This is a genomic window from Pseudomonas sp. GW821-FHT01E10 (genome assembly GCF_059422365.1).
The window spans coordinates 238,982-255,148 of record NZ_JBWKWT010000002.1 but is presented as its reverse complement, the minus strand read 5'-3'; the positions used below and the strand labels follow the sequence as shown (position 1 = coordinate 255,148).

Sequence of the window (16,167 nt, the reverse complement as noted above, 5' to 3'; positions counted from 1 at the left end):
TGACAAGAGTGTGGCAGGCTTTTGTGGCGAGGGAGCTTGCTCCCGCTGGAGTGCGAAGCACTCCCATATCAGATTGTGCGGTCCGCCAGATTAAAACGCAGTGGCAGTTTTGGTGCTGCTTCGCAGCCCAGCGGGAGCAAGCTCCCTCGCCACAGAGGGTTATGCTAACTAACATGGATGTGTATTAAATTTATTCGACGAGCCCCAGCCGGCTCGTCCAAATGACCTGGTGGCTCACCCCGCAGGTGCTGGATTCTCGAGGCGGGGAGGCGTATGCCTCCCCGGTTCGTTTTTGGAAACCACATGAAAATTCTGATCGTTGGGCCCAGTTGGGTCGGTGACATGGTGATGGCGCAGACACTTTTTCAGTGTCTCAAACAACGCCACCCGCAGTGCGAAATCGACGTGCTGGCCCCCGAGTGGAGCCGGCCGATCCTCGAGCGCATGCCCGAAGTACGCCAGGCCTTGAGCTTCCCGCTCGGCCACGGCGTGCTGGAACTGGCGACGCGTCGGCGCATCGGTAAATCCCTGGCCGGTCAGTACGACCAGGCCATCCTGCTGCCCAATTCGCTGAAATCGGCCCTGGTGCCGTTTTTTGCCGGCATCCCGAAACGCACCGGCTGGCGTGGCGAGTTCCGCTACGGCCTGCTCAATGATGTGCGCACGCTCGACAAAGAGCGTTATCCGTTGATGATCGAGCGCTTCATGGCCCTGGCCTTTGAGCCTGGCATCGAGCTGCCGAAACCTTATCCACGGCCGAGCTTGCAGATCGATCCGGTGACTCGCGACGGCGCACTGGCCAAGTTCGGCCTGGCCCTTGACCGTCCAGTGTTGGCGCTGTGCCCTGGCGCCGAATTTGGCGAGTCCAAGCGCTGGCCGTCCGAGCACTATGCCAAGGTCGCCGAGGCGAAGATTCGTGAAGGCTGGCAAGTCTGGCTGTTCGGCTCGAAAAACGATCACGCGGTGGGCGAAGACATTCGTGGGCGGTTGATTCCGGGGCTGCGTGAAGAGTCGGTAAACCTCAGTGGCGGCACTTCCTTGGCCGAGGCCATCGATCTGCTGTCCTGCGCCGACGCGGTGGTCTCCAACGACTCGGGCCTGATGCACGTGGCTGCCGCGCTGAACCGCCCGTTGGTGGCCGTGTACGGCTCGACGTCGCCGGGTTTCACGCCACCGCTGGCCGAGCATGTCGAGATCGTGCGCCTGGGCATCGAATGCAGTCCGTGCTTCGATCGCACCTGCCGTTTCGGTCATTACAACTGCTTGCGCCAGCTCATGCCCAAAGCGGTGAACGAAGCCTTGCAGCGGTTGCTGGGCACTGTGGTCGAGGTCAAATAGTTTGCGGGTACTGTTGATCAAGACTTCTTCGCTGGGCGACGTGATTCACGCGTTGCCAGCGTTGACCGATGCGGCGAGGGCGATCCCCGGCATCAAGTTCGACTGGGTGGTGGAAGAAGGTTTCGCCGAGATTCCGACCTGGCACCCGGCCGTGGGCAAGGTGATTCCGGTGGCGATCCGTCGCTGGCGCAAGAACATCTGGCAGACCATCAAGAGTGGCGAGTGGAAGCGCTTCAAGCAAAGCGTTCGTGCGACGAAATACGACTTGGTGATCGATGCTCAGGGCCTGCTGAAAAGTGCGTTGCTGACGCGCTATGCCAAAGCGCCGGTGGCCGGGCTGGACAAGAATTCGGCCCGCGAACCGATCGCCGCGCGCTTCTATTCCCGGCGTCTGGCCGTGGCCCGTGGGCAGCACGCGGTTGAGCGAGTGCGTCAGCTGTTCGCAGTGGCCCTGGGTTACGACCTGCCCAAAGGCCTGGGTGATTACGGCCTGAACGTCGAGCGGCTGGTGGAATTGCCGCGCAAGAATCCGTACGTGGTGTTTCTCCACGGCACCACCTGGGACACCAAGCACTGGCCCGAAGCCTATTGGCGCGAGCTGGCCGAGCGGGTGGGTTATCTCGGCGTGGCGGTGAAGCTGCCATGGGGCAACCCGGTCGAAAAAGCCCGCGCCGAGCGCATCGCCAAAGACATGAAACACGTCGAAGTGCTACCCAGGCTGAACCTGGCGGGTGTCGGCAAAGTCCTGGCCGGCGCGCAGGCGTGCGTGGCGGTGGACACCGGCCTCGGTCACCTGGCTGCGGCGCTGGACGTGCCGACCCTGTCGCTGTTCGGCCCGACCAATCCGGGCCTGACCGGCGCCTATGGCAAATCGCAGATTCACATGGCCAGCGACTTCCCTTGCGCACCGTGCCTGCAAAAGAAATGCACCTATCAACCGACGGCCGACGATGCCCGTCGGTTTGACCTGAAACGCGAGTGGCCCCTGTGCTTCACGCGTCTGAATCCCGAGCGTGTCGCGAGCCGACTGAGCACGTTGTTACTGGCTGAGGAGCTGCGCTGATGCAATTGGCATTTGTCCTGTACAAGTACTTTCCCTTTGGCGGCTTGCAGCGTGACTTCATGCGCATCGCCCTTGAATGCCAGCAGCGCGGCCATCAAATTCGTGTCTACACGTTGATCTGGGAAGGCGACATCCCGCCGGGCTTCGAAGTGTTGGTGGCGCCGGTCAAGGCGTTCTTCAATCATCGGCGCAACGAGAAACTCACCGAATGGATGGAGGCCGATCTGGCCAAGCGCCCGGTGGATCGCCTGATCGGTTTCAATAAAATGCCGGGCCTGGACGTTTACTACGCCGCCGACGGCTGCTTCGAAGACAAGGCGCAAAACCTGCGCAACTCGCTGTACCGTCGCTGGGGCCGCTACCGGCACTTCGCCGAGTACGAGCGCGCGGTGTTCGCCAAAGATGCCAAGACCGAAGTGCTGATGATTTCCGAAGTCCAGCAGCCGCTGTTCATCAAGCATTACGACACACCGCTGGAGCGCTTCCATTTGCTGCCACCGGGCATTGCCCAAGACCGTCGTCGCCCCGCGAACGCGGATGAAATTCGCGCCGGGTTCCGCGCCGAATTCAACCTGAAGGACGATGAGCTGCTGCTGGTGCAGATCGGTTCCGGGTTCAAGACCAAAGGCGTGGACCGTAGCCTCAAGGCACTGGCCGCGCTGCCCGCCGAGCTGAAAAAACGCACCCGGCTGTTTGTAATTGGCCAGGACGACCCCAAAGTATTCCAATTGCAGAGCGCCACATTGGGGCTCGGCGACAACGTGCAATTCCTCAAGGGCCGCAGCGATATCCCGCGCTTCCTGCTCGGTGCCGATCTGCTGATCCACCCGGCGTACAACGAAAACACCGGGACGGTATTGCTTGAAGCCCTGGTAGCCGGTTTGCCGGTGTTGGTGAGCGCGGTGTGTGGGTATGCCCATTACATCGCCGAGGCCGACGCGGGTCTGGTGCTGGACGAACCCTTCGATCAGGCGCAACTGACTCAGTACCTGACCGGCATGTTGAACGACACTGATGCACGGGCGGCCTGGAGCCGCAACGGTCTGGCCTTCGCCGAGACGGCCGACCTCTACAGCATGCCGCAGCACGCGGCCGATGTGATTCTGGCGGAGCACGCTTAATGAAGTTGATGCTGGCTGAACCGTTCAAGAGCCTCTGGGCCGGACGCGACCCGTTCGCCGAAGTCGAGGACCTCAAGGGCGAGGTGTACCGCGAGCTCGAAGCGCGCCGGACACTGCGAACTGAAGTGGACGGCCACGGGTACTTCGTGAAGATCCACCGGGGCATCGGCTGGGGTGAGATTTTCAAGAACCTGCTGACCGCCAAGCTGCCGGTGCTGGGAGCGGGCCAGGAGTGGAAGGCCATTGAGCGCCTGCAAGAAGTCGGCGTGCCGACCATGACTGCCGTCGCTTATGGCGAAAAGGGCAGCAACCCGGCGGATCAGCATTCGTTCATCGTCACTGAAGAATTGGCGCCCACCGTCAGCCTTGAAGATTTCAGCATCGACTGGGTCAAGCACCCGCCGGAGCCAAAGCTCAAGCGCGCCCTGATCGCCGAAGTCGCGCGCATGACCGGCATGATGCACCGCGCCGGGGTCAACCATCGCGACTGCTACATCTGCCACTTCCTGCTGCACACCGATAAGCCGGTGACCTGCGATGACCTCAAGTTGTCGGTGATCGACCTGCACCGCGCCCAGGCCCGCCCGACGATTACCCGGCGCTGGCGCAACAAGGACCTGGCGGCGCTGTATTTTTCGGCGCTGGAGATCGGCCTGACCCGTCGCGACAAACTGCGTTTCCTCAAGGGGTACTTCCAGCAGCCCCTGCGCCAGATACTGGTTGAGGAAGCCGGGTTACTGGCGTGGCTCGAAGGCAAGGCCAACAAGCTCTACGAGCGTAAACAGCGCTACGGGGATGCGCTCTGATGTCGGGTTGGACACTGGAGCCGGCTTACAGCGATCTGGCAGAAGATTTCGGCAGTCTTGATGCGGTGTTTGCCCTCGAGGGCGAGCAACTGACCCATGATCCGCTGTCCGAAGTTATTCGCGTCCAGCGCAAAGGCGTCAACTATTACGTCAAACGCTACGTCAGTGCCGGCAAAGGCCTGCGGCGCTACCTGGGCAAACCTCGGGTCAAGGCCGAATGGCAGAACCTCAAGCGTTTCGCCAAGTGGGGCATTCCCACCGCAGAGGTTGTGGCCTGGGGGTTGGAGCGGCACGGTGTGACGTACGCCCGTGGGGCAATGATCACCCGCGAACTGCCGCATACCGAAGACTTGTCGGTCCTGGCTAATCGGCATGATCCGAAACTGGCGGATCGCGCCTGGGTTGATACCGTCAGTCGCCAATTGGCCGGTTACACCCGGACCATGCACGACAACCGTTTCACTCATAATGATTTGAAGTGGCGCAACCTGTTGGTCGACGATGAGGCCCGGCTGTTCCTGATCGATTGCCCCAACGGCGATTTCTGGCGCGGCTTCTGGCTCAAATACCGCATCACCAAAGACCTGGCCTGCCTCGACAAGGTCGCCAAGTATCACCTGTCGGCGACCCAGCGCCTGCGCTTTTACCTGCAATACCGCCAATGCGCCCGGCTCGATGCCGCGGACAAGAAACGCATTCGGCACGTGGTGAGATTTTTTGAGGGGCGCGAATGACTGATTTTCTGGCTGCTGAAGACCGCGCGCTGTTCGAGCGTCATGGTCTCGGCACCTTCGACGCGCTTTGGGCCAAACAGCTCGACGCGGTGGACGAGCCCAATACCGGTCGGGGTGGCTGGAGCAGTGTGTTTCGGCTGGATCTGGACGGTCATGGCTACTACCTCAAGCGCCAGAGCAACTACCTGACGCGCTCCCGGCATTCGCCCTTTGGCGAGCCGAGTTTTGCCCGTGAATTTCGCAACATCAGTCGTTATCGGGCGCTGGGTATTCCGGCGCTGCAGGCGGCGTTTTTTGGTGAGCGCAAGGTCGACGGCGAAGTTCGGGCGATTCTGCTGACTCACGCACTGGACGGTTGGGATGATCTGGATTCGCTGTTGCAGCGCTGGTCGGAGCTGAGCGCGATACAGCACTCGGCCATTCTCAAGGCCTGTGGGCAACTGGCGCGACGCCTGCACGGCAGGCGCCAGGTCCACGGTTGCTTCTACCCCAAGCACATTTTTCTTCAGGCCACCGGCGACGGCTATCAGGCGCAATTGATCGACCTGGAAAAAACCCGGCCGCTGTTTTTCGGCCGGCGTGATCGGATCAAGGATCTGGAGCCGCTGCTGCGTCGGGCGCCGGAATGGAGCGACAGCCAGCTGCGCGAATTGTTGGCGGTTTATCTGGATCAGCCGCTGAACAGTTCGCGGGTGGACCGTTGGGTATCGCGCCTGAGTGCGCGGCGCAGTAACAAGGAGACGCGTTGATGCGTTTGTCCGAGCTGAAAAACGCCGGCCGCAGCCCGAGCCTGCCGCTGAGTATTCCACTGGCCGATGCCGCGGGGCCTGCCGATTTGCAGTTGCTGAGTCTGCTGCGGGTGTTGCCGGGACAGCGTTATGTTGGGGCTGGCGTCTGGCGCGGCCGGCCGGTGCTGGCCAAGTTGTTGGTCGGTGGCAAAGCGGCGCGGCATTTTCAACGCGAACTGGACGGTGTGCGTTTGCTGGCCGCTCAGGGGCTGACCACGCCGTTGTTATTGGCCGATGGCCTCAAGGACGGCGAGGGCGGTTGGCTGTTGTTCGATTTCCTTGAGGGTGCCGAGAGCCTGGGGGATGCCTGGAAGCAGGTCGAACACTTGCCCGCATTGGCGGATGAACAATCCGCGGTGCTGGCTGAGGCGTTGGGCGCCATCGGCCAACTGCACAGCAAAGGCCTGTGGCAGGAAGACCTGCACCTGGACAACCTGCTGCGCCATGGCGGTCAGTTGTATTTGATCGATGGCGCCGGTATCTGCGTCGAGACGGCGGGCAAGCCGCTGTCGCAACAGAAAGTCCTGGAAAACCTCGGGGTGTTCTTCGCCCAGTTGCCCAAAGTGCTGGAACCCTTCACCGAAGAGTTGTTGGTGTATTACCTGCTGAGTAATGGCGAACACGCGTTGCCGATGGAGGCGTTGCAAAAACAGATCGACAAGGTCCGTCGCTGGCGTTTGAAGGACTTTCTGATCAAGGTCGGCCGCGAATGCACGCTGTTCAGCGTCCAGCGTGGTGCGTTCGGCTTGCGGGCGATTCGCCGTGAGGAAGAGGCGGCGATGCTGCCGGTGCTGGCACAGGCCGACGCCTTGCTCGATCAGGGGCATCTGTACAAGACCGGCGGCGCGGCGAGCGTCGGCAAGGTCGAGGTGGCCGGGCGCACTTTGGTGGTCAAGCGTTACAACATCAAAGGCTTTACCCACTGGCTCAAGCGTTTCTGGCGCCCGAGCCGCGCCTGGCACTCATGGCGCGAAGGCAATCGCCTGGCGTTCCTCGGTATTGCCACGCCAAAACCATTGGCGTTGCTGGAGAAGCGTTTTCTCTGGCTGCGCAGCCGGGCGTACCTGGTGACCGAGTATTTGCCGGGGCCGGACATCATCGAGCGCTTCGCGCCGTACGTTGAGAGCGGGGACGCGCCAGAGGCTGAGCTGCAGGCTCTGGATTACCTGTTTGCCGAGCTGATTGGCGAGCGGATCAGCCATGGCGATTTCAAGGGCCATAACCTGTTCTGGCAACAGGATCGCTGGGCGCTGATCGACCTGGATTCGATGTGTCAGCATGGTTCGCTCAGCAGCTTTGCCCCCGCGTATGCGCGGGATAGGGCGCGGTTCATGCGCAACTGGCCCGAGAGCAGTGCGCTGTACCAAGTGATTGATCAGCGTCTGCCCAAAGATATTTCTAGCGCTGCTTGACGCGGGTCTTCGACGCCATCGCGGGCTTGCCCGCGATGGCGCCAGATCAGTCTCCCGAGAACTGGCGGACAAGTTCTTGTGAATCGTCCTACATGATCTGCAGAACCCATGAACTGTGCCCTGAATAGCCGCGATGCTAGTTTGCCTGACGTTCTCGGAGGGCAGATTTTGACGATAAAAATGGCTGTGATGTTGAGCTCTTTTTCACTGGCGCTGTCTGGCTGCGGGACCGCTGTCACGGTGCTGCAGGATGACGAAGACGCCGCTCGTGGCCTCAGAAAGCAAAAGACCTACTGTCAGTCCATTCCTCGCATCTACAGCGGTCTGGCTCACGACTTTTGTCTCCTGCACGCGCCGCCCGATCCCACGGGTATTCTGGTGCCGTTCGTATTGCTGGACTTGACCCTTTCGGGTGTATTCGACACGGTTTTCTTGCCCTATACGATTTACCGGCAAGCTGCCGACGGAAACATCAGGATTTACTGGCGGCCGGGTCGCGGATGAGCAAAGGCGAACGCTTGGGCTCGACGTCATCTTCACGGCGCCGATAAGGGCAGGGTCATTCCCGCCACGTTTACGCTATAATCCCGCCCTTTAGCTGTCTCTCGCCCCTTGCGAGGGCACATTAATTTTTGAGGCGCGTTGCGCCTGCATGCAGACTAAAGAGGCTAGACCCCTGTGGCATTGACGATTCTTGGCCTGTCCGGCGCCCTTAGCCATGATCCTTCCGCAGCCTTGTACATCGACGGCAAGCTGGTCGCGGCGGCTGAAGAAGAGCGTTTCGTGCGCGATAAACATGCAAAGAACCGCATGCCTTACGAATCGGCGAAGTTCTGCCTCGAGCAGGCGGGCATCAAGCCATCCGACGTTGACGTGGTGGCGATTCCATTCGCGCCGATCAGCCTGTTCGGCAAGGCTCGCTGGCACTACGCCAAGCGCTACTGGTACGCCCCGGACCGCGCCCTCGACGCGATCCTGATGGGTAACCGTCGCTACAAGCGCTATCGCAACAAGATTGTCTGGTGCCTCGAGCAATTGGGTTTCGATCCGAAAAAGATCAAGATCGAGCCGGTCGAGCACCACTTGGCCCACGCCTCCAGCGCCTACCACTGCTCCGGTTTCAAAGAGAAAACCGCGATCCTGGGGATTGACGGTAAGGGCGAGTACGCCACGACTTTCTTCGGTTATGGCGAAAACGGCAAGATCCACAAGATCAAGGAATTCTTCGATCCGGACTCCCTCGGCGGCCTGTACGGCGCGATCACCGAGTTCCTCGGCTTCGAGATGCTCGACGGTGAGTTCAAGGTCATGGGCATGGCGCCGTACGGCGACGCCAGCAAATACGATTTCTCGCGCCTGGCCTCGTTCGAAAACGGCGAACTGGTGATCAACACCGACTACGCCAACGTCATCGGCCTGCGTCGTTATAAAGAGAAGGGCAAGGGTTTCTACTTCTCGCCGAAGCTGATCGAGTGGCTGGGTCCGAAACGTGAAGGCGACATCGCCGACGAACCCTACATTCACTACGCCGCGAGCATGCAAGCGCTGTTCGAGAAACTGGCGTTGCAGATGATCGACCATTACCTGGGCGATGTGCTCAAGGAAACCGGCAAGCTGGCCTTCGCCGGTGGTTGTGCGTTGAACGTCAAGCTGAACCAGAAGATCATTGCCCGCGACGACATCAAAGAACTGTTCGTCCAGCCTGCGTCCGGCGATGCCGGTACCGCGGTGGGTGCAGCGGCTTATGTGTCTCATGCCCGTGGTGTACCGGTCGAGAAGATGGAACACGTCTACCTCGGCCCGTCCTACAGCAATGAAGACGTGATCGCGGCCTGCGCCCGTCACGCCGACAAGCCAAAGTGGCGCAAGCTCGACAATATGCCGGAGCAGATCGCCAAAATCATGGTCGATGGCAACCCGGTGGCCTGGTTCCAGGGTCGCATGGAGTTCGGTCCGCGTGCCTTGGGCGGTCGTTCGATCATTGGCTGTCCGAGCGTGGCCGGCGTGGCGGACCGTATCAACCATCAGATCAAGTTCCGCGAGCGCTGGAGGCCTTTCTGCCCGTCGATGCTCGACACCGTTGCGCCGCAAATGATCAAGATCGATCACCCGGCACCGTTCATGACCTTCACCTTCGAAGTGGCTGAAGAGTGGAAAACCCGCGTACCGGAAGTCGTCCATGAAGACGGCACGTCCCGGGCCCAGGTGCTCAAGCGCGAATACAACCCGCGCTACTACGACATGATGAAGGCGCTGGAAGTACTGACCGGCAACGGTGTGTCGCTGAATACTTCGCTCAACCGTCGTGGCGAGCCGATGATCTGCTCGCCGACCGACGCCTTGAACATGTTCTTCGGTTCCGACCTGCAGTATCTGATCATGGAAGACATTCTGGTGGTCAAAGAAGGCGCGGACGCTTATGACTCGCTCGGCTGAACGCCATGTGCTGCAGTTCTGTCACGGCTATGACGGGCCGTTTCTGGACTGCGCCCGGCAGTACGCCAGCCTGTTCGCGGGGACCGGTTATCGCGTGACCACGGTGTTCCTGACCGGGGCTGCAGATAGCCAAGTCGCCGCGAACTGTGCGTCCGACGAGGTGCTGTTCATGGAGTACAGCTCCAAGGCCATTCGTGGCCTGAAGCTGGGCGCCATCGGCGATCTGCGCAAGATCGCCGCATCGCGCAACTTCAGTTTCTGCATCGCTCACCGTTTCAAACCGATCTACATCGCCCTGCTCGGCACTTCGTTGCCGGTGATTGGCGTGCATCACGCGTTTGGTGATTACCAGCGCCGCACCCGCAAACTGTTCGCGCATATTTTCCGCAAACGCCTGAGCCTGCTCGGCGTCTCCGATGCGGTGCGTGACGACATGCGCCGTTGCTTGCCGAAATGGCCGCAGGCGCGGATTCAGACGCTCTATAACCGGATTGATGTACAGGCGTTACAGGCCAGTCAGGTGTCGGTTCGCGAGGCCCGGGAAACCCTCGGTCTGTCGATGGATGCCTGGATTGTCGGCAACGTCGGGCGCCTGCATCCGGACAAGGATCAGACTACGTTGTTGCATGGTTTTGCCACGGCATTGCCGGGGTTGCCGGCCAACAGTCAGCTGGTGATTCTGGGCAGCGGTCGGCTGGAGCAGGACCTCAAGGCCCTGGCGCGTGAACTGGGTATTGGCGATCGCGTGCTGTTCCTCGGCCAGGTGCCCGAGGCGCGTCGCTACTTCCGTGCTTTCGATGTGTTTGCCTTGAGTTCCGATCATGAACCGTTCGGCATGGTATTGCTGGAGGCCATGGCCGCCGGTGTGCCGTTGCTCGCCACCGCGTGTGGTGGCGCCAGGGAAGTGGTCGAAGGTGTGGGCATTCTATTTCCGCTGGGCGATGCCGGGCACCTGGCTCAAGGGCTGCAACATCTGGCCGCGATGGAAGAGCAGCAACGCCGCCAGTGCGCCGAGCTGATGTTCGACCGCTTGCGTGAGCGCTTCTCCGATCGCGCGGTGCGCGATGCTTTCTGGCATTTGCCGCACGTTACAGAACTGGCACCGAGGGGCTGATGCTCAACCGATTTCAAGGCTGGCGCGAGCGTGGCTGGGTGCAGGTCGACGCCTCGACTTATGCACAAACCTGGCAGCGTTTTGGCGGCAGCGTCGCGACTCATCCTCTGGTGGTCGAACGTCTGGCACAGTTGGCCGACATCCCGGTGCGTTACCTGGCTTGGGAGCAGGACGGCGAAGTGAAAGCCGCCATCCCGACCTGGGGGCGCGACCTGGCGCTGTCCAAGGACGTGCTCAAGCGCACGGGTAAAAAAGGCCTGTTCGACCTCGGCAATGCCGAACTGATCCTGCCGGCCGCCGCCGATGCCCAGGCACCGTTGCGCCATCGGGGGCGTTACCTGTCGGCGCTGAGCGAAGGTCGTTTTACCGGTATCAAGCTGCAGACAGAACAACTGGCGCTGGCCCGCACGCCTGAAGAACTGTCGAAAAAGTTTCGCTACAACCAGCGCCGCGAGTTGCGTCTGCTGGAAGAGGCGGGCGGCGTGGTGCGGCCGGTTACCGAGTTTTCCAGCAGTGAGCTGGCGGCGATCTATTGCGACCTGTTCCAGCGTCGCTGGGGCTTTCCGGCCACCGGTGCCGAGCGCATGGGCGAGGTGATCGAGTTGTTGCGCGAGTTGCTGATCGGCTCGGTGATTTTCCTCAACGACGCACCGATTGCGACTCAACTGGTGTACCGCGTCGAGGCGCCGGAATGGATCAGCATCGAATACGTCAACGGCGGTGTCGATCCCGAGACCCGCGAATTCAGCCCGGGCAGCGTGCTGAGCTTCCTCAACACCCAAAGCGCCTGGGAACATGCACGCGCGTTGGATAAACCCCTACGGTTTTCCTTTGGTCGAACCGACCGTGAGTACAAGGACCGTTGGTGCAATTCTGTGCCGGTCTTCACGGTATGAACCAACCCATGAGCCGCAAACAGCAACTGCTCAAGCGCCATCGGCGCAACAAACGCATCGGCCTGTTGATTGCGTTGATGCTGCTGATCGCGATCGGCGTGCTGGTGGCCTGGTGGCTGCCGCTGGTGCTTGCGGTGCTGGGCTGGATCGCCCACGAGGCGTGGTTTGCCGACCATCTGTTTTATTCTCCCCAAGACGATTACCAATACAGCTTCCCGCCGTATACCCCGCAACCCAAGATTCATCTGGACGGTGAACGGCTACGGCTGGATGAGGGTGTCATGCTGGTCGATGACGCCACGCTGATACTGGCGCTGCGGGTGAAAAGTACTTGGCTGGGGCGCTTTATCGATCCGGTGGTCGAGTTGCTGGGGGGCGATAACCCCGACCGGCAAACCTTCGAGCGCGGTGTAAACGGCCTGCGTTACCTCAATCTCAGTGGTCAGGCAAACGTGTTGTCGCAAGGCGAGTTGCGTCTGCGCGGGCGTTTCTGTCGGTTGCTCGGCGAGCCTGTGCTCTGGGCGTTCGAGCAACCGGACTACCGCCGTCAGCGAGTGATGGTGATTGCACCCCATGCCGACGACGCTGAATTGGCCGCATACGGTTTGTACAGCCAGGCCGACGAAGCCTGGATCGTCACCCTGACCGCCGGTGAAATTGAAGCCGAACATTATCAACAGATGGGTCTGAACACGGTCGAGGCGGCTCGTCTCAAAGGCCGTTTGCGGGCCTGGGATAGCATCGCCGTACCGCGCTGGGCCGGGGTGCCTGAGGCCCATTGCGTGCAGTTGGGGTATTTTTGCCTGCAACTGGCGGCGATGCAGGCCGCGCCGGCCACACCGGTAGGTTCGCGCGAAGCGGATTTGGGAGACACCCGGTTATTTCGTCAGTTGAATCCATTTGCTCTGCCGGGCGATGTCGATGGTGCGCCGACCTGGAATAATTTACTGGCCGATCTGCGTGAACTGTTGCTTAGGGCGCGTCCGCAAGTGATCGTATTGCCGCATCCGTCCCTCGACCCGCACCCGGATCACATCTGTGCCCAGGCAGCGGTTCTCGAAGCGTTGAGCGGGCTGGAGTGGCAGCCGACCACCGTGCTTGGCTATGCCAACCATCTGCATGACAATGATCGTTGGCCTATGGGGGATGCGGGTCATGGCATCGCCCTGCCACCGGCGTTCGATTCGACAACGCCGATGCAGCCCTGCTGTCTGCGAATGCCTTTGGCGCGTCAGCGTGATAAAGCAATGGCGTTGGGCATGATGCACGACCTGCAACCGCCCATGCCGTTCAAGCGACGTTTACGACGGTTGATACAGTGGCTTCTGGCCAGTAGAGTGCCACCCGTCTATGGCGAGAACGAGTTCTTTCGCAAGGCGGTCAGGCAGCATGAGTTGTTCTGGGTTCTGAAGCATGGTGAAACATCTGTTAGGCAGAAATGAAGTATCGCGCGGCCTAGCATGGCGCCGTATCCACGCAGCAGTGAGTATTTCTGTGATCAATCCATGCCCGCGCATCCTGTTCCTGATTCCGTATTTCGGTCATTGGCCGTTCTGGATGCCGTTTTTCCTCGAGAGTTGCCGACGCAACGCCGATATCGACTGGTTGCTGTTCAGTGATTGCGGTACTCCTGAGAACCTGCCGCCCAACGTGACTGTTGAAGCCATGAGTTTCAGCGAGTACTGCGCGCTGGTGTCACAGCGGCTGAATATCGACTTTGTGCCGGACGCGCCTTATAAGCTCTGCGACATCAAGCCTGCCCTGGGGCATATTCATGTCGACCGCCTGCAAGGCTATGATTTCTGGGCGTTCGGAGATATTGATCTGGTATTTGGTGACCTGCGAAGTTATTTCACCGCTGATCGGTTGGCCAGTTATGACCTGTTCTCTACCCACGAGCGGCGGGTGGCAGGCCATCTCTGTCTGATGCGCAACACTGCCCGCAAACGTGAGTTGTTCATGCAGATCAAGGACTGGCAAACACGCTTTACCGATCAGGCGCATCACGCGCTGGATGAGGGCGCATTCAGTCGGATCTTCCTCTGGCGCAAGAATTTTCCCGAGCCACTGTTCTCTCTGTTGGGCAAGCTCAATTCGTGGCGCCGCCGCAGCGAATTCATCGAGGCGTTCAGTACGCCGGGCGGTTGCATCAAGTGGCACGACGGCACGGATGATTTTCCGCAGCACTGGTATTGGCGCAATGGCTGTTTGAGTAACGATCGCGATGGCGACCGCCGGTATCCGTATTTCCACTTCGTCTGCTGGAAACGCAACGAATGGTCACGGTTGCCCCCACCCGATCCAGCCGAGATCAGGCGCCTCGCCGCCGAGCCGGCATGGGTCATCGATGCGACTGGTTTTCACCGGGGAGAGTTATGAGTCAACGGTCAAAGGTTCTGCAGTTGCAGCCTGACTACAACGTCAAAGCCCATGATTTTGCCGACCTCGCGGAGCAGATCGTCAAGGCCCTGCCGAGCGATCGCTATGAAGTGACCGCGGCGTTCCTGCGTGGCAAGCCCGGGCCTGGCGAGGCCGTAAGTCGCGCCGACCGTTCGGTGTATTTCGAGTTTTCCGACAAGTCCCTCAAGGGCATGCGCCTGCGCGCCATGTGGCAGTTGTACAAGTTTTGCCGCGCAGAAAAATTCGACGTGGTGATTTGCAATCGCTTCAAACCGGTAAACATGATGCTGGCGCTCAACCGTTGGTTGAAAGTACCGCTGTGCATCGGCATCTCCCACGGTTTTGGCGAGTACGACCGGTTTTACCGGCGCCGCCAGACCCAACGCCTGATCGATCGCCATTGGCGCTTTGTCGGCGTGTCGCCAGCGGTCAAACAGTACCTGCTCGATTGCGACTGCGGCTTTACCGACCAGAATACCTACGCGATCACCAACGCCATCGACATCGAGCAGGCTGAAGGTTTGCAGCACAGCCGCGAGCGTGCTCGCGAGTTATTGGGCATCGAACCGTCGGTGCGCTTGATCGGTGCATTGGGCCGGCTGGTGCCGGTCAAGGGCCACACCTACCTGCTGCAGGCCTTTGCCACCCTCAAGGACAAATACCCGAACACCCAACTGGCAATCATTGGTGCGGGGCGTGAAGAGTCGCGCCTGGCCGCCGAGATCGAGCGCCTTGGGTTGACCGGTCGTGCGCATTTGCTGGGTTTCAAGGAAAACGCCTTGCAGTATGTTCGGGCGTTCGACATCTGGACCATGCCGTCCTTGGCTGAAGGCCTGGGGCTGGCATTGCTCGAGGGCATGAGCGGGCACCTGCCGGTAATCGCCTCGAACGTACCGGCCATGTTGCCGCTGATTCAGGGCGCGGGCGGTCTGGCAATTACCCCGGCGGACGTGCCGACGCTGGTCGCAGCGCTGGAGAACTACCTGGGGCTGTCGGATGACGAGCTCAAGGCCAAGGGTGAACAGGCCTACCGCTATCTCCAGGAGCAACACGACATCGAGGTATTCCGCCAGGAGTACCTGAACCTGATCGACTCCGGCTTGAGTCAAGCCCGCAGGGAGCAACCATGAACGACGTGCAACCTCTCGTCACGGTCATCATCGCGTCGTACAACCACGGTCGCTATATCGAGGAAAGCATCCTCAGCGTCCTCACCCAGACCTACAAGAATATCGAGTTGCTGGTCATCGATGACGGCTCCAGCGATGACAGCGTCGAGCGCATCAATGCCTTGCAGGCGCAGCACGATTTCGATTTCCGGGTCCAGCAGAACCAGGGGCTGACCAACACCCTCAACGGCGCCATTGCGCGCTCAAAGGGCAGTTTGATCGTGCCGTTCGGGTCCGATGACATCATGTTGCCGGAGCGCATCGCCACCCAGGTGGCGTATATGGATGGCAAGCCCGAGGTCGGGATCTGCGCCGGCAACATCGAACTGATCGACGCCGACGGCAATCTCTATCCGGAGAATCGTCAGCGTCGCGATGTGCCGTTCCGTCGTCTGGATTTCGATGACATGTTCCTGGAGCGCAAGCCTTATCCGCCGGCGCCGACCCTGATGATCCGCCGTGAAGCGCTGGACAAGGTAGGCGGCTTCGATCCGAACATTCGCCTGGAGGACTTGCTGATCGAGTTGAAGGTGACCCGCGCCGGCTACTTCATCGATGGCCTGAATGTGCTGATGGCGCGCTATCGCAAGCACGCCACCAACTCCTACAAGAATAACCGCTTCATGATCGACAACATCCTGCGCTCCTACGCGCTGTTCAGCGATCATCCGCTGTACGACGAGGTGCGCTACAAATTCCTCAGCTCGATGTTCCTGAAAACCTCCAATCGCGACCGCAAGCTGGCGCGCGAACTGCTGGCGCAGATACCGTTCAAGGCCTGGAACAAGAAGACCTGGCGCGGCCTGGGGCGGCTGTATTTCTCACCGCTGGAAAAAGACTGAGCCCACCCTGAGACGCGCAGCCATCGATGCCGGTATAGCGGCCCTCAC

General features: G+C 60.5%; 15 protein-coding genes. All 15 read left to right on the top strand.

All coding sequences use genetic code 11. The annotated features are described in order from the left end of the window. Positions 1-303 precede the first annotated feature (303 nt). Entirely contained in the window at positions 304-1,338 is a 1,035-nt protein-coding gene (waaF, locus tag AC07V0_RS04915) for a lipopolysaccharide heptosyltransferase II (protein WP_018928560.1), read from the top strand. Between the two features lies 1 nt (position 1,339). After that, the gene (gene waaC, locus AC07V0_RS04910; RefSeq protein ID WP_007939663.1) at positions 1,340-2,401 is read left to right on the top strand and encodes a lipopolysaccharide heptosyltransferase I; all 1,062 of its coding nucleotides are present in this window, start codon (positions 1,340-1,342) and stop codon (positions 2,399-2,401) included. Further along, on the top strand, positions 2,401-3,522 hold the full coding sequence (locus tag AC07V0_RS04905) for a glycosyltransferase family 4 protein (RefSeq protein WP_018928558.1): 1,122 nt from the start codon (positions 2,401-2,403) through the stop codon (positions 3,520-3,522). The genes waaC and AC07V0_RS04905 overlap by 1 nt, the downstream gene beginning before the upstream one ends. Beyond that, on the top strand, positions 3,522-4,328 hold the full coding sequence (gene rfaP, locus AC07V0_RS04900; protein ID WP_018928557.1) for a lipopolysaccharide core heptose(I) kinase RfaP: 807 nt from the start codon (positions 3,522-3,524) through the stop codon (positions 4,326-4,328). The genes AC07V0_RS04905 and rfaP overlap by 1 nt, the downstream gene beginning before the upstream one ends. Next, positions 4,328-5,062, top strand: coding sequence for a lipopolysaccharide kinase InaA family protein (locus tag AC07V0_RS04895; RefSeq protein WP_018928556.1), 735 nt, complete (start codon positions 4,328-4,330; stop codon positions 5,060-5,062). The genes rfaP and AC07V0_RS04895 overlap by 1 nt, the downstream gene beginning before the upstream one ends. Next, positions 5,059-5,811: a lipopolysaccharide kinase InaA family protein gene (locus AC07V0_RS04890; RefSeq protein ID WP_064615984.1), complete on the top strand. Its 753-nt coding sequence runs from the start codon at positions 5,059-5,061 to the stop codon at positions 5,809-5,811. Before AC07V0_RS04895 ends, AC07V0_RS04890 begins: the two co-directional genes overlap by 4 nt. Next, complete coding sequence (locus AC07V0_RS04885) at positions 5,811-7,262, top strand: lipopolysaccharide kinase InaA family protein (protein WP_064615985.1); 1,452 nt, start codon at positions 5,811-5,813, stop codon at positions 7,260-7,262. The genes AC07V0_RS04890 and AC07V0_RS04885 overlap by 1 nt, the downstream gene beginning before the upstream one ends. 168 nt (positions 7,263-7,430) lie before the next feature. Further along, positions 7,431-7,766 (top strand): YceK/YidQ family lipoprotein, encoded by a 336-nt coding sequence (locus tag AC07V0_RS04880; protein ID WP_081626544.1) that lies wholly within the window; start codon positions 7,431-7,433, stop codon positions 7,764-7,766. A 174-nt stretch (positions 7,767-7,940) separates the two neighbouring features. Next, a complete protein-coding gene (locus tag AC07V0_RS04875) occupies positions 7,941-9,698 on the top strand; it encodes a carbamoyltransferase family protein (protein WP_018928552.1) in 1,758 nt (585 codons plus the stop codon). After that, positions 9,682-10,812, top strand: a complete 1,131-nt coding sequence (locus AC07V0_RS04870; protein ID WP_495019455.1) for a glycosyltransferase — start codon at positions 9,682-9,684, stop codon at positions 10,810-10,812. Before AC07V0_RS04875 ends, AC07V0_RS04870 begins: the two co-directional genes overlap by 17 nt. Beyond that, positions 10,812-11,708 (top strand): antimicrobial resistance protein Mig-14, encoded by an 897-nt coding sequence (locus AC07V0_RS04865; protein WP_086944096.1) that lies wholly within the window; start codon positions 10,812-10,814, stop codon positions 11,706-11,708. Before AC07V0_RS04870 ends, AC07V0_RS04865 begins: the two co-directional genes overlap by 1 nt. A gap of 8 nt (positions 11,709-11,716) precedes the next feature. After that, positions 11,717-13,150 (top strand): PIG-L deacetylase family protein, encoded by a 1,434-nt coding sequence (locus tag AC07V0_RS04860; RefSeq protein ID WP_064615988.1) that lies wholly within the window; start codon positions 11,717-11,719, stop codon positions 13,148-13,150. Positions 13,151-13,202: 52 nt separating this feature from the next. Beyond that, on the top strand, positions 13,203-14,087 hold the full coding sequence (locus tag AC07V0_RS04855) for a DUF6625 family protein (RefSeq protein ID WP_064615989.1): 885 nt from the start codon (positions 13,203-13,205) through the stop codon (positions 14,085-14,087). Beyond that, on the top strand, positions 14,084-15,238 hold the full coding sequence (locus AC07V0_RS04850; protein WP_064615990.1) for a glycosyltransferase family 4 protein: 1,155 nt from the start codon (positions 14,084-14,086) through the stop codon (positions 15,236-15,238). The genes AC07V0_RS04855 and AC07V0_RS04850 overlap by 4 nt, the downstream gene beginning before the upstream one ends. Next, on the top strand, positions 15,235-16,119 hold the full coding sequence (locus AC07V0_RS04845; protein WP_064615991.1) for a glycosyltransferase: 885 nt from the start codon (positions 15,235-15,237) through the stop codon (positions 16,117-16,119). The genes AC07V0_RS04850 and AC07V0_RS04845 overlap by 4 nt, the downstream gene beginning before the upstream one ends. Positions 16,120-16,167 lie beyond the last annotated feature (48 nt).

What these genes read in the sequence shown, in the direction of transcription:
- waaF (WP_018928560.1), top strand. Translation starts at nt 304, where the DNA reads ATGAAAATTCTGATCGTTGGGCCCAGTTGGGTCGGTGACATGGTGATG.
- AC07V0_RS04905 (WP_018928558.1), top strand. Translation starts at nt 2,401, where the DNA reads ATGCAATTGGCATTTGTCCTGTACAAGTACTTTCCCTTTGGCGGCTTG.
- rfaP (WP_018928557.1), top strand. Translation starts at nt 3,522, where the DNA reads ATGAAGTTGATGCTGGCTGAACCGTTCAAGAGCCTCTGGGCCGGACGC.
- AC07V0_RS04895 (WP_018928556.1), top strand. Translation starts at nt 4,328, where the DNA reads ATGTCGGGTTGGACACTGGAGCCGGCTTACAGCGATCTGGCAGAAGAT.
- AC07V0_RS04890 (WP_064615984.1), top strand. Translation starts at nt 5,059, where the DNA reads ATGACTGATTTTCTGGCTGCTGAAGACCGCGCGCTGTTCGAGCGTCAT.
- AC07V0_RS04885 (WP_064615985.1), top strand. Translation starts at nt 5,811, where the DNA reads ATGCGTTTGTCCGAGCTGAAAAACGCCGGCCGCAGCCCGAGCCTGCCG.
- AC07V0_RS04870 (WP_495019455.1), top strand. Translation starts at nt 9,682, where the DNA reads ATGACTCGCTCGGCTGAACGCCATGTGCTGCAGTTCTGTCACGGCTAT.
- AC07V0_RS04865 (WP_086944096.1), top strand. Translation starts at nt 10,812, where the DNA reads ATGCTCAACCGATTTCAAGGCTGGCGCGAGCGTGGCTGGGTGCAGGTC.
- AC07V0_RS04860 (WP_064615988.1), top strand. Translation starts at nt 11,717, where the DNA reads ATGAGCCGCAAACAGCAACTGCTCAAGCGCCATCGGCGCAACAAACGC.
- AC07V0_RS04850 (WP_064615990.1), top strand. Translation starts at nt 14,084, where the DNA reads ATGAGTCAACGGTCAAAGGTTCTGCAGTTGCAGCCTGACTACAACGTC.
- AC07V0_RS04845 (WP_064615991.1), top strand. Translation starts at nt 15,235, where the DNA reads ATGAACGACGTGCAACCTCTCGTCACGGTCATCATCGCGTCGTACAAC.